Origin of the sequence: Sedimentibacter hydroxybenzoicus DSM 7310 (genome assembly GCF_013403245.1) — a bacterium.
In the GTDB taxonomy this organism is placed as follows: Bacteria; Bacillota; Clostridia; order Tissierellales; family Sedimentibacteraceae; genus Sedimentibacter; species Sedimentibacter hydroxybenzoicus.
Window position 1 is genome coordinate 53,143 of sequence record NZ_JACBNQ010000008.1, and the last position, 12,727, is coordinate 65,869.

Consider the following 12,727-nt stretch of genomic DNA (forward strand, 5'->3'; position numbering starts at 1 on the left):
TTACCATCTAAAGTGTGCAAATGCTTTATTAGCCTCTGCCATTTTATGTGTATCTTCTCTTTTCTTAACGCTTGCTCCTACGTTGTTGGCTGCATCCATTAACTCTTTTGCAAGCCTTTCACGCATAGTTTTTTCTCCTCTTTTACGAGAATAACTTACAAGCCATCGTAGTCCCAAAGTCTGTCTTCTCTCTGGTCTGACTTCGATAGGAACCTGATAGGTTGCACCACCGACTCTTCTTGCTTTAACTTCAAGTACCGGCATGATATTGTTCATTGCTTTAGTGAATACCTCAATCGGTTCTTCACCTGTTTTATCTCTTATGATGTCAAATGCTTCATAAACAATTTTTTGAGCAACACCTTTTTTACCGTCATACATAAGTTGATTAATCAATTTGGAAACTACCTTATCTTTGTAGATAGGATCTTCCATTACTTGTCTTTTAGGTATGTGACCTTTTCTTGGCACTTTACTTCCCTCCTTAATATAATTTAATTCACAGGTACTCGACAATAATTTAATGCCGTCGTGCACAACATGCATGTTATATATATTATGGCGCATTGTATGCATCATAACCTAAGCATAGTGTGCCGGAATCATCTTATTATTTCTTTGCTTTTTCCCTTTTAGCTCCATATTTGGACCTTGCTTGTTTTCTTTTAGCAACACCAGCTGTATCAAGGGTACCTCTTACAATGTGGTATCTAACCCCTGGTAAGTCTTTAACTCTTCCGCCTCTTATAAGAACAACACTGTGTTCTTGTAAGTTGTGGCCTACACCCGGAATGTATGCAGTTACTTCAACACCTGTTGTTAATTTAACTCTGGCAATTTTTCTAAGAGCTGAGTTTGGTTTCTTTGGTGTTACAGTCTTAACTGAAGTACATACACCTCTTTTTTGCGGTGAATTAGATTCATTCATCTTTTTTTGAAGAGTATTATAACTTACATTTAGCGCTGGAGAATTGGATTTATAAGTGACTTGTTGTCTTCCTTTTCTCACTAACTGGTTAATTGATGGCATTCGTGCACCTCCTTTTGTTTAATATTAGTTATTTTAAAACGGCAGCCGCCGCTGCGTTTACATTGATACCTACAGAAGCTCCAAGATCTTTCATACTGTCAAAATATATTATTTCCACATTTTTTTCCTTGCAAACATCTGTAATAGGTTTAGTAACATGCAAATCAGCATCCTTTGATATATAAATCCTTTGAGCTTCGTTTCTTTGTAAAGCTCTCAAAGTCTGCTTCTTTCCAATTACTATTTTTTTATCTGCATCCATTTCAATCCTCCGGTACTCATACCCTCGAATTATCAGGAACAAGGTGTGTCCCTTTCAAACGGGGACATTTCTCCAAAGTTCAAACCTCAGCGGCTTTCTCTGCTTTGGAGATGTGTCCCCCTTCCTATTTGCACTCAAACATTCTATCATCTATAAAATTAGATGTCAATTAATTTTTTCAATTTGGGGACATTCCTCTAAGCATATCTTCATAGACTATCCCTCCTTAGAGGTGTGTCCCCTTTCATCTTTATTCGCTTACCGCAATTTCGTCTCTTTCTACTTCAACATCATTAGTTGTTATTCCAATGTTTCTGTATTTCTTCATACCTGTTCCTGCAGGAATTAGTTTTCCTATAATTACATTTTCCTTAAGACCAATCAGGTTATCAACCTTACCTTTAGTAGCTGCATCTGTAAGTACTCTTGTTGTTTCCTGGAATGATGCCGATGCAAGGAATGAATCCGTAGCCAAAGATGATTTGGTTATACCTAATAATGCAACTTCACCTGCTGCGGGCTCCAAGCCTGCAGCTATTGCTTTTTCATTTTGTTCTTTGTACTCAAATGTCGATACCAAACTTCCCGGAAGAAGAGATGTATCTCCTGATTCTTCAATACGAACCTTATTAACCATCTGTCTTATGATTACTTCAACGTGTTTGTCACTTATATCAACACCCTGCATTCTGTAAACTCTTTGAACTTCCATAAGGATGTATGATTCCAGTGCCGTCATGCCCCTAATGTTTAATATATCATGTGGATTTATTGAGCCATCGGTAATCTTATCACCAGCTTCAATGTAATCACCGTCATTAACCAATATTTTAGAACCATAAGGTATCAGATACGTCTTGCTTTCCACTGCTTCATTATTAGTAACCGTAACTTCTCTCTTATGAACTTTTTCCATTAATGTAACTTTACCCGGTATTTCGGAAATAATCGCCTGACCTTTTGGTTTTCTTGCCTCGAAAAGCTCTTCTATACGCGGCAAACCTTGAGTAATATCACTTGCTGCTGCTATACCTCCCGTATGGAATGTACGCATCGTAAGCTGTGTACCCGGTTCCCCAATCGACTGAGCAGCTATAATACCTACAGCTCCTCCCACGTTAACCAGCTTTCCTGTCGCAAGGTTAGTACCGTAGCATTTTGAACACACGCCGTGCGGTGTTTTACAAGTAAGAACCGATCTTACCTTAACTACTTTAATACCGGAATTTTGAATTTTATGCGCTGTTTCTTCTGATATAAACTCCCCTGATTTAACCATAACTTCTTTAGTTTCAGGATGTATAACATCATCAGAAGCATACCTGTCCGCGCATCTTTCGCTTAATTCTTCTATTACTTCCTTGCCGTCAACAAAGGCTTCGACTTCTATACCGTCGGTTGTTCCGCAGTCAACTTCTCTTACTATAACGTCCTGACTTACGTCAACCAATCTTCTTGTCAAGTAACCTGAATCGGCTGTTCTTAGAGCAGTATCGGTTAATCCCTTACGGGCACCTGTTGCTGATAAGAAGAACTCAAGAACTGAAAGTCCCTCACGGAAGTTTGACTTAACCGGTACCTCAACCGTCTTACCTACGGCACTTGCCATAAGACCACGCATACCTGCAAGCTGCTTTATCTGGTTACGTCCTCCACGGGCTCCGGATACCGACATGATGTAAATAGAATTCAACGGATCCAGATTCTCCATAAGTGCATTTGTAACATCCTCTGTTGTCTGGTTCCAGATTTTAATTACATTTTCATATCTTTCTTCATCAGTCATCAAACCTCTACGGTATTTTTTCTCGTATTCGATAACCTGTTTTTCAGCTTTTTCAATGAACTCTTTCTTTTCTTCGGGAACTGTTATATCGCTTACACTTATAGTAATAGCTCCCCTTGTTGAATATTTATATCCTGTAGATTTGATACCGTCCAATACGTCGGCTGTTTTAGAGTTGCCGTGTTTTCTGAAGCATCTGTATACTATTTCTTCTAATGATTTTTTAGTAACCGTCTTATCTACTTCAAGAGAGAATTTATCTTTTTCTCTGTCCACAAAACCGAGGTCCTGAGGTATATTTTCATTGAAAATAAATCTTCCTGCTGTGCTTTCAACGTATTTTGTTTCTCCGTCAACTGTCTTTCTTATTTTAACTCTGGCATGTAAATCAATATTTTTATTGAAATATGCCATCATCATTTCATCATAATCCTTAAATACCATCCCATGACCTTTTGAATTTTCTATTTCAAGAGTCATGTAGTAGCTTCCTAGAACCATATCCTGTGTAGGAGTTGTAATAGGTCTTCCATCCTTTGGAGCTAAAATGTTATTTGTAGACATCATCAAGAATCTTGACTCTGCCTGCGCTTCAACCGACAATGGTACGTGAACAGCCATCTGGTCACCGTCGAAGTCGGCATTGTAAGCAGTACATACCAGCGGATGAAGCTTAATTGCCTTGCCTTCAACAAGTACAGGTTCGAATGATTGTATACCAAGTCTGTGAAGTGTAGGGGCACGGTTTAACATAACAGTGTGATCTTTAATTATTTCATCTAATACATCCCATACCGCAGTGTCAACCTTTTCAACCTTTTTCTTCGCACTCTTGATATTGTGAGCTGTTCCGTTTTCAACCAATTTTTTCATTACGAATGGCTTAAATAATTCAAGGGCCATTTTTTTAGGTAAACCGCATTGATTAAATCTAAGCTCAGGACCAACAACTATAACCGAACGTCCTGAATAGTCAACTCTCTTACCTAGTAAGTTTTGTCTGAATCGACCTTGTTTTCCTTTAAGCATATCCGAAAGAGATTTTAAAGGTCTGTTTCCCGGACCTGTAACAGGTCTGCCGCGTCTTCCGTTATCTATTAAGGCATCAACCGCTTCCTGAAGCATTCTTTTTTCATTTCTTACGATTATGTCAGGAGCACCTAAGTCAAGCAGTCTTTTTAATCTGTTGTTTCTGTTTATAACCCTTCTGTAAAGGTCATTTAAATCAGATGTAGCAAACCTTCCGCCGTCAAGCTGCACCATAGGTCGGAGTTCCGGCGGAATAACAGGAATCACATCAAGTACCATCCATTCCGGTCTGTTTCCGGAAACTCTGAACGCCTCAATAACTTCCAATCTTCTTGTTATTCTGATTTTCTTCTGACCCTTGCTGTCTTTGAGCTGTGATTTTAATTCCTCTGATTCTTTTTCAAGGTCTATTTTTTCGAGAAGTTTTTTAATTGCTTCCGCACCCATTTCAGCCTTAAAAGCATTCTTATAGTGGTCTTTATACTCTCTGTATTCCATTTCTGACAAAAGCTGTTTTTCTGACAAAGATGTATCTCCTGCTTCTGTAACAACATACTGTGCAAAATACAGTATTTTTTCCAAAGCTCTCGGAGACATGTCAAGTATCAATCCTAATCTGGATGGGATACCTTTAAAGTACCATATGTGGGAAACAGGAGCAGCGAGCTCTATGTGTCCCATTCTTTCTCTTCTTACCTTTGCTTTTGTAACCTCTACTCCGCAGCGATCACAAACCACACCTTTATATCTGACTCTTTTATACTTTCCGCAGTGACATTCCCAGTCCTTAGTAGGTCCGAATATCTTTTCACAAAATAAACCATCCTTTTCGGGCTTCAATGTACGGTAATTAATTGTTTCAGGTTTTTTAACTTCTCCTCTTGACCACTGTCTGATCTTATCAGGGGATGCTAAGCCAATTCTTATTGATTCAAAATTATTGTAATCTATCAAGAAGTTCGCTCCCTTCATTTAAAATTTTATTTAAATCGGTACTTTGTATTTGAGACATTCCTTTAATGCTTACTCACAACGACTATACTTTCATTAAAGGTGTGTCCAACATCCTTAGAATTCGTCGCTTTCATAATCGTCTTCGTTATCTAGCTCAATGTCTTCGTCATAGATATCTATATCGTCAATATCTTCCACATCTTCCACATTGTCCGAAGTTTCGGCATCTACCAACTCATCTTCAACAATATTCATTCCATCTTCGTCAACATATCTGACATCGCTTAAATTTTCACCATCAACCGGTAAATCTTCCTCAATATCAAGAGTGTCAACTATTTCAACTTCATCCTGTTCGCTGGTAATTATCTTAATATCCAGAGACAAGCTTTGTAATTCTTTTACAAGTACCTTAAATGATTCAGGGATACCCGGTTCCGGAATATTTTCACCTTTGACAATAGCTTCATATGTTTTAACTCTACCGTTAACATCGTCTGATTTAACGGTCAGAATTTCCTGCAACGTATGAGCTGCGCCATATGCTTCCAATGCCCAAACTTCCATTTCACCGAATCTTTGTCCTCCGAATTGTGCTTTACCGCCCAATGGCTGTTGAGTAACCAAGGAGTAAGGTCCTGTTGAACGGGCATGTATCTTATCATCAACCAAGTGATGAAGCTTAAGCATATACATGTAGCCAACAGTAACCGGACCATCAAAATATTCTCCCGAACGTCCGTCTCTTAATTCAATTTTACCACTTCTTGGGTAACCTGCCATCTCAAGAGCATCCCATATATCATCCTCAACTGCTCCGTCAAATACAGGTGTAGCAACCTGCCATCCTAATTTTTTAGCAGCTAAGCCGAGATGTACTTCCAACACCTGACCGATGTTCATACGTGAAGGAACTCCAAGAGGATTAAGTACTACCTGAAGCGGTGTGCCATCAGGTAAGAACGGCATATCTTCCTCCGGCATAATATGTGATATAACACCCTTGTTACCATGTCGACCACACATTTTATCTCCTACATTTATTTTACGTTTTGTAGCGATGTACACTCTGACCATCTTGCTTACTCCGGGGCTTAATTCATCGCCGTTTTCCCTCGTAAACACTTTTACGTCAACAATTATACCTGATTCGCCGTGAGGAACCTTCAACGAAGTATCTCTAACTTCTCTTGCCTTTTCACCGAAAATCGCTCTTAATAATCTTTCTTCGGCAGTAAGCTCTGTTTCTCCCTTAGGTGTTACTTTACCTACAAGAATATCGCCTGATTTAACCTCAGCCCCTATTCTTATAATTCCTCTTTCGTCTAAGTCCTTCAAAGAGTCGTCTCCAACGTTAGGGATATCTCTTGTTATTTCTTCAGGACCTAATTTTGTATCTCTTGCTTCTGATTCATATTCTTCTATATGGACGGATGTTAAAACATCTTCCATAACCAATTTTTCATTCATCAACACGGCATCTTCATAATTGTAACCTTCCCAAGTCATGAAGCCAATCAGAAGGTTTTTACCTATTGCCATATCACCGTTGTCCGTAGAAGGACCATCAGCAATTATCTGACCTCTCTTGATTTCATCACCCTGATATATAATAGGTCTTTGATTAACACATGTACCGCTGTTTGAACGTTTAAATTTAAGCAGCGGATATCTGTCAATCATGCCGTTGTCATTTCTTCTTATTAAAATTTCAGCAGCGGTTACAGAAATACAGACTCCGTCATTTTCAGCTACTATAACAGCACCTGAATCCTTTGCTGCTTTATATTCCAAGCCGGTTCCTATGAATGGTGCTTCCGTAATCAATAAAGGAACTGCCTGTCTTTGCATGTTGGCACCCATTAATGCACGGTTAGCATCGTCATTTTCAAGGAATGGAATCATACCTGTTCCGATAGATATAACTTGTTTTGGAGAAACCTCCATGTAATCAACCATGTCTCTTGAAACTATTTCATTGATACCGTCAATTCCTCTTACAACAACACGAGTGTGTTCAAACGTACCATCTTCATTTAATGGCTCATTCGACTGAGCAATAATTTTTGTATCTTCTATATCAGCTGTAATATAATCTATAATCTCTGTTACCTGACCGGTTTCCTTATTAACTCTTCTGTATGGAGCCTCAAGGAATCCATAGTCATTTATTCTGGCGTATGTTGCAAGAGATGTTATCAGACCAATGTTTGGACCTTCCGGAGTTTCTATAGGACACATTCTGCCGTAATGAGAATGATGAACGTCTCTGACCTCGAAGCTCGCTCTGTCTCTTGACAATCCTCCCGGTCCCAAAGCAGACATTCTTCTTTTGTGAGTTAATTCTGCCAATGGGTTGGTTTGATCCATGAACTGTGATAACTGGCTGGAACCAAAAAATTCTTTGATTGCAGCTGATACGGGTCTGATATTAATCAATACCTGCGGGGTTACAACGTCAACGTCCTGAATTGTCATTCTTTCTCTTACAACTCTCTCCATTCTTGACAAACCAACTCTAACCTGATTTTGAAGAAGTTCCCCCACCGAGCGCAATCTTCTGTTACCAAGATGGTCTATATCATCTGTCTGACCTGAACCTTTAAATAAGCCTAATTGATAATTTGTAGAAGCAACCATATCTTCAATAATTATGTGTCTTGGAGATAAAAGCTTCATATTATCTATTATTGCTTTTTCTATATCTTCGCTTGAGCTGTTTTCTTCAAGTATCTTTTTCATAACCGGATAGAAAATTCGCTCCTTTAAGCCAAGTTTTTCAAAATCTATATCTAAATTGAATGTTTTTGGATTTACAAATTTATTTGTCACTATTTTAGTTATCTTATCTTCTGAGTTTAATACATTAATAGAAAAAATGCCGGCAGATTCCAATTTAAATATTGCCTTGCTATCAATTGCCTCATTTTTATGTATTAAAATTTCACCTGTTTCTGTATCAATTATATCTTCAGCAGCTTTTTTCCCGATAGCTCTGTTTTCAAAGCTTAGTTTCTTATTAAATTTATATCTTCCGACCTTCGCAAGATCATATCTCTTCGGATCAAAAAATAAAGAATTTATTAATGAGGTCGCACTGTCCAATGTAGGTGGCTCGCCCGGTCTTAATCTTTTATAAATTTCAATCAAAGCTTCATCTGAGTTAGTAGTGTTGTCCTTTTCAAGCGTTTTCAAAAGCTGTTCTGTTTCTCCTAAAGTTTCAATAATCATAGAATTAGAAGAAAGCCCCATAGCTCTGACAAGCACTGTGGCTGGTAATTTTCTCGTTCTGTCAACCCTTACATAAATAATATCGTTAGAGTCCGTTTCAAATTCAAGCCATGCACCTCTGTTTGGTATAAGTGTAGCCTCATATAATTCCTTTCCTACCTTATCCCTTGTCATGTTGAAATAAACACCCGGTGATCTGACTAACTGACTAACAATAACACGTTCCGCTCCATTGATTATAAATGTACCTTTTTCAGTCATCAGAGGAAACTCGCCCATAAAAGCTTCTTGTTCTTTGATTTCTCCCGTTTCCTTATTAATTAATCTCACTTTTAATTTTAACGGTACAGAATATGTTGCATCTCTTTCCTTACATTCAACCTGATTGAACTTCGGTTCACCGTATAAAGAATGGTCAACAAATTCCAAAATCAAATTTCCGGTATAATCCTCAATTGGCGAAATATCATCAAAAACCTCTCTAAGTCCTTCATTTAAGAACCATTCATAAGATCTTTTCTGAACTTCAATTAAATCCGGTAAATCTAAAACCTCATCAATTTTAGAGTAAGACATCCTCACTCTGTTACCTATTTTCACAGGATGCGGCATTCTTTCACCCCTCAGTTTAATTTTTTTTAGCATACAAATTCTATGCCAACATTTTATGCTCATGGCAATATATAATAATATCACCAACAATTTTTTTTGTCAATATTTTTTTGCGTATACCATCGATATTTTTTAGAAAACACCTTAGGTATTATTGCCTGTTTTAGAAAATATATACATATAAAAATATGAAATGGGACACTATATAGAAAAACATCTATTATAGAAACATCCTTTACAATGAAAGGGGACACACCCTCTACAGATAGTCAACCTCCGAGGATAGTCCGTAGAGGAATGTCCCCATGTCCACATAAGAATTACAAAAAGGACTTTATTGTTTTTATAAAGTCCTTTCTTCTGTCGTTTAAATTATTTTATTTCTACTGATGCGCCTTCAGCTTCTAAAGCTTCTTTCATTTTGTCAGCTTCTTCTTTAGAAACGCCTGTCTTTAATGTAGTAGGTGCTCCGTCAACAGCATCCTTAGCTTCTTTTAATCCAAGACCTGTTAATTCTCTTACTACTTTTATAACTTTAATTTTTCCTGCACCTGCACTTGAAAGTACTACGTCAAATTCAGTTTTTTCTTCTTCAGCCGGAGCTGCCGCACCGCCAGCTACTGCACCTGCAACTGCTACAGGAGCTGCTGCTGATACTCCGAATTCTTCTTCGATTGCTTTTACTAATTCATTTAATTCTAATACTGTTAATTGTTTTATTTCATCAATAAATTTTGTGATTTTTTCACTTGCCATTTTTAATATCCTCCTATTAATTTCATTAATTAATTTTTATTTTTCACTGTTATTTATAGGTTGTTGAAAATATTCGTCCCGCAAGACGCCGCTGAACAGCAAGGTCGCAGGCGGTCATTTTCAGTGACCTATGCAACTTCTTCGTTTTTCTTTGATATCTGATCAAGCATATAAGCAAGATTTCTGATATTTCCTTGTAACACTCCGGCCAATTGTCCAAGCAGGATTTCTCTTGGCGGAACGCTGGCTAATGCTTTTACCTCATCAGCATTCATTACTTTGCCGTCAGCTATACCTGCTTTTATTACAATTGTATCATTGCTTGTTTTAGCAAAGTCATTAGTAACTTTAGCAGCAGATATTTCATCGGTTTGAGATATAGCAATCGCATTCGGCCCTTCCAGATTAGCTGTAATATCTTTATATCCTAACTCTTCAAACGCAAAACGCATTAAAGTGTTTTTATAAACTTTATATTCTACACCTGCTTCTCTGTATTTATTTCTTAACTGAGTTGCTTTTTCAACAGATAAACCTTTATATTCGACTAACACAACTGATTTAGCATTTCTTAGCTTCTCAGTTATTTCGTTTACAACTTGTTTTTTCTGTTCTAAAACTGATTGATTCATACTTTACACCTCCTCAAAAAGAAAATCTCTCCGCAGACGAAGAGAAACTTTTAATATATATAATATCTATATTCTCACCTCGGTTGGATAATTAAACTCAATGAGTACCAACTGTCTGCGGTCATTTATTCAATTTTTATATTAATTCATAGTCCTTGTCAATACATTAATCCATTAGTTTTGTTGTATTAAGCTTGATTCCAGGTCCCATTGTGCTTGCTATTGTAACACTTTTTAAGTATTTACCCTTTGCAGCAGCCGGTTTTGCCTTTACTATAGCATCCATGATTGCTTTAATATTGTCAACTAATTTTTGTGTACCGAAAGATTTTTTTCCTACAGGAACGTGAATAATATTAGTTTTATCTAATCTGTATTCAACCTTACCTGCTTTAATCTCCTGAATTGCCTTAGCTACATCAAATGTTACCGTACCTGATTTCGGATTTGGCATTAATCCCTTAGGACCTAATACTCTACCTAATCTACCAACAACACCCATCATATCCGGAGTTGCTATAACTACGTCAAACTCAAACCAGTTTTCTTTTTGAATTTTATCAGCCAATTCAGCTTCGCCTACGTAATCTGCTCCGGCTTCTTCAGCTTCTTTAGCTTTATCACCTTTTGCAAATACTAAAACACGAACTGTTTTACCTGTTCCGTGCGGCAGAACTACTGCGCCTCTTACTTGTTGGTCTGCATGTCTTGAATCTACACCTAATTTTACGTGAGCTTCCACAGTCTCATCGAAATTAGCTTTTGCTGTTGTAAGCATTGCTTCTACAGCTTCTTCCAAGTCGTATAATTTCAATTTATCAATTGATTTCATACTGTCTTGATATTTTTTTCCTCTCTTTGGCATATCATTAACCTCCTTAGTGGTCTAACAGCTTATCGCCTTCCACTGTGCCATATTGCTATTTTTCTACCGTTACACCCATACTTCTCGCAGTACCTGCCACTAAGCTCATAGCTGCTTCAACTGTATTGGCATTTAAATCCGGCATTTTTAATTTTGCGATTTCTTCGCATTTTTCTTTAGAAAGCTTTGCTACTTTCTTCTTGTTTGGTTCTCCCGAACCGCTTTCAATTCCAACTGCTTTTTTAATTAGAACTGCCACAGGCGGAGTTTTTGTGATAAATGTAAATGATCTATCCTGATAAACAGTTAATACTACCGGTATAATCATACCTGCCTGATCAGCTGTCTTTGCATTGAATTCTTTACAAAATCCCATTATATTCACACCATGAGGTCCTAACGCTGTACCAACCGGTGGAGCCGGTGTTGCCTTACCTGCCGGTATTTGCAGTTTAACTAAAGCTGTTACCTTTTTAGCCATGTGTTGCACCTCCTTCATACGAAACGCATGTATATTGATAAAGTATTAAACTTTTTCAATCTGATCATAATCAAGTTCGATAAGAGTTTCTCTTCCAAACATTGATACAAAAGCTTTAATTTTTCTTTTTTCTTGACTGATGCTTTCAACAGCACCTATAAAATCTTCAAACGGTCCTTCTTTGACCTTAATGGTATCTCCCGGTGCAAGTTCAATTACCGGTAATCTTTCTACAACACCAAGCGCCTTAACTTCTTCATCTGATAAAGGAACCGGTTTGGATCCCGGACCGACGAAGCCGGTTACTCCCCTCGTATTTCTTACAAGATACCAAGATTCATCAGTCATTATCATTTTAATAATTACATAACTGGGGAACATTTTTCTTTCTTTTATTTTCTTCTTGCCGTTTTTAACTTCAGCCACTTCTTCAACCGGCACCCTAACTTCAAAAATTATATCTTGCATTTCTCTGTTTTCAACAAGCTTTTCGATGTTAGCCTTTACTTTGTTCTCATGTCCCGAATATGTATGAACTACATACCATCTTGATCCTTGTGATTCTTGTTTCATACCAGTGCTCCTTTATTATACAATCAATCCAACCAAGTTCTGGAATATGAGATCTAATCCCCAAATTACGAGTGTCATAGCAAAAGTAGTAGCAAGTACAACTATAGTATAATTTGTTAATTCCTTTTTAGTAGGCCAATTTACTTTTTTTAATTCAGCTCTTACGCCTTTAAAATAATTGCTTACCCTACTTGTAAATTTTGGTTTTTCATTTTCTCTATTTGACATTTACAACACCTCTAATACGGTTATTATTTTGTTTCCTTGTGTAAAGTATGCTTTTTACAGAACTTGCAGTATTTATTCAACTCTATTCTTTCTGGGTTTTCTCTTTTGTTTTTTTCTGTATCATAGTTTCTTTGTTTGCACTCTGTGCAAGCTAACTTAACTGCTACTCTCATTCCACACCTCCGGACTCTTGTTTACATAGCCAATTATCTTTATCAAGATATCATAATTAAATTCAACTGTCAACATTTTTTTAATGTTTCATGGTCTATTGAACTCACTAAAAAA

General features: G+C 37.3%; 12 protein-coding genes and 1 other annotated feature. All 12 genes read right to left on the reverse strand.

Translation table 11 applies throughout. The features are described from left to right. The gene (gene rpsG, locus HZF24_RS08805) at positions 1-471 is read right to left on the reverse strand and encodes a 30S ribosomal protein S7 (protein WP_179237952.1); all 471 of its coding nucleotides are present in this window, start codon (positions 469-471) and stop codon (positions 1-3) included. A 139-nt stretch (positions 472-610) separates the two neighbouring features. Then, complete coding sequence (gene rpsL, locus HZF24_RS08810; protein WP_179237953.1) at positions 611-1,030, reverse strand: 30S ribosomal protein S12; 420 nt, start codon at positions 1,028-1,030, stop codon at positions 611-613. Between the two features lie 28 nt (positions 1,031-1,058). Beyond that, a complete protein-coding gene (locus HZF24_RS08815) occupies positions 1,059-1,292 on the reverse strand; it encodes a ribosomal L7Ae/L30e/S12e/Gadd45 family protein (protein WP_179237954.1) in 234 nt (77 codons plus the stop codon). 250 nt (positions 1,293-1,542) lie between these two features. Beyond that, positions 1,543-5,061 carry a DNA-directed RNA polymerase subunit beta' gene (rpoC, locus tag HZF24_RS08820; protein WP_179237955.1) on the reverse strand — a complete coding sequence of 1,173 codons (3,519 nt, stop codon included), beginning with the start codon at positions 5,059-5,061 and terminating at the stop codon, positions 1,543-1,545. Positions 5,062-5,175: 114 nt separating this feature from the next. Continuing rightward, positions 5,176-8,904 (reverse strand): DNA-directed RNA polymerase subunit beta, encoded by a 3,729-nt coding sequence (rpoB, locus tag HZF24_RS08825; RefSeq protein WP_179238020.1) that lies wholly within the window; start codon positions 8,902-8,904, stop codon positions 5,176-5,178. Positions 8,905-9,276: 372 nt separating this feature from the next. Next, entirely contained in the window at positions 9,277-9,660 is a 384-nt protein-coding gene (gene rplL, locus HZF24_RS08830; RefSeq protein WP_179237956.1) for a 50S ribosomal protein L7/L12, read from the reverse strand. 128 nt (positions 9,661-9,788) lie between these two features. Then, positions 9,789-10,292, reverse strand: coding sequence for a 50S ribosomal protein L10 (gene rplJ, locus HZF24_RS08835; protein WP_179237957.1), 504 nt, complete (start codon positions 10,290-10,292; stop codon positions 9,789-9,791). 10 nt (positions 10,293-10,302) lie between these two features. Next, positions 10,303-10,431, reverse strand: a sequence feature (ribosomal protein L10 leader region). Between the two features lie 27 nt (positions 10,432-10,458). Beyond that, positions 10,459-11,157 carry a 50S ribosomal protein L1 gene (gene rplA, locus HZF24_RS08840; protein WP_179237958.1) on the reverse strand — a complete coding sequence of 233 codons (699 nt, stop codon included), beginning with the start codon at positions 11,155-11,157 and terminating at the stop codon, positions 10,459-10,461. Positions 11,158-11,212: 55 nt separating this feature from the next. Next, positions 11,213-11,638 carry a 50S ribosomal protein L11 gene (gene rplK, locus HZF24_RS08845; protein ID WP_179237959.1) on the reverse strand — a complete coding sequence of 142 codons (426 nt, stop codon included), beginning with the start codon at positions 11,636-11,638 and terminating at the stop codon, positions 11,213-11,215. Between the two features lie 45 nt (positions 11,639-11,683). After that, positions 11,684-12,211 (reverse strand): transcription termination/antitermination protein NusG, encoded by a 528-nt coding sequence (gene nusG / locus HZF24_RS08850; protein ID WP_179237960.1) that lies wholly within the window; start codon positions 12,209-12,211, stop codon positions 11,684-11,686. A 15-nt stretch (positions 12,212-12,226) separates the two neighbouring features. Next, positions 12,227-12,439 carry a preprotein translocase subunit SecE gene (gene secE / locus HZF24_RS08855; protein WP_179237961.1) on the reverse strand — a complete coding sequence of 71 codons (213 nt, stop codon included), beginning with the start codon at positions 12,437-12,439 and terminating at the stop codon, positions 12,227-12,229. A 23-nt stretch (positions 12,440-12,462) separates the two neighbouring features. Further along, entirely contained in the window at positions 12,463-12,612 is a 150-nt protein-coding gene (rpmG, locus tag HZF24_RS08860) for a 50S ribosomal protein L33 (RefSeq protein WP_019227378.1), read from the reverse strand. Positions 12,613-12,727 lie beyond the last annotated feature (115 nt).

Bases quoted from the DNA above. Each gene is read 5' to 3' on its own strand.
- rpmG (WP_019227378.1), bottom strand. From the start codon at position 12,612: ATGAGAGTAGCAGTTAAGTTAGCTTGCACAGAGTGCAAACAAAGAAAC.
- rplL (WP_179237956.1), bottom strand. From the start codon at position 9,660: ATGGCAAGTGAAAAAATCACAAAATTTATTGATGAAATAAAACAATTA.
- secE (WP_179237961.1), bottom strand. From the start codon at position 12,439: ATGTCAAATAGAGAAAATGAAAAACCAAAATTTACAAGTAGGGTAAGC.
- rpoB (WP_179238020.1), bottom strand. From the start codon at position 8,904: ATGCCGCATCCTGTGAAAATAGGTAACAGAGTGAGGATGTCTTACTCT.
- rpsL (WP_179237953.1), bottom strand. From the start codon at position 1,030: ATGCCATCAATTAACCAGTTAGTGAGAAAAGGAAGACAACAAGTCACT.
- rplJ (WP_179237957.1), bottom strand. From the start codon at position 10,292: ATGAATCAATCAGTTTTAGAACAGAAAAAACAAGTTGTAAACGAAATA.
- rplK (WP_179237959.1), bottom strand. From the start codon at position 11,638: ATGGCTAAAAAGGTAACAGCTTTAGTTAAACTGCAAATACCGGCAGGT.
- nusG (WP_179237960.1), bottom strand. From the start codon at position 12,211: ATGAAACAAGAATCACAAGGATCAAGATGGTATGTAGTTCATACATAT.
- HZF24_RS08815 (WP_179237954.1), bottom strand. From the start codon at position 1,292: ATGGATGCAGATAAAAAAATAGTAATTGGAAAGAAGCAGACTTTGAGA.
- rplA (WP_179237958.1), bottom strand. From the start codon at position 11,157: ATGCCAAAGAGAGGAAAAAAATATCAAGACAGTATGAAATCAATTGAT.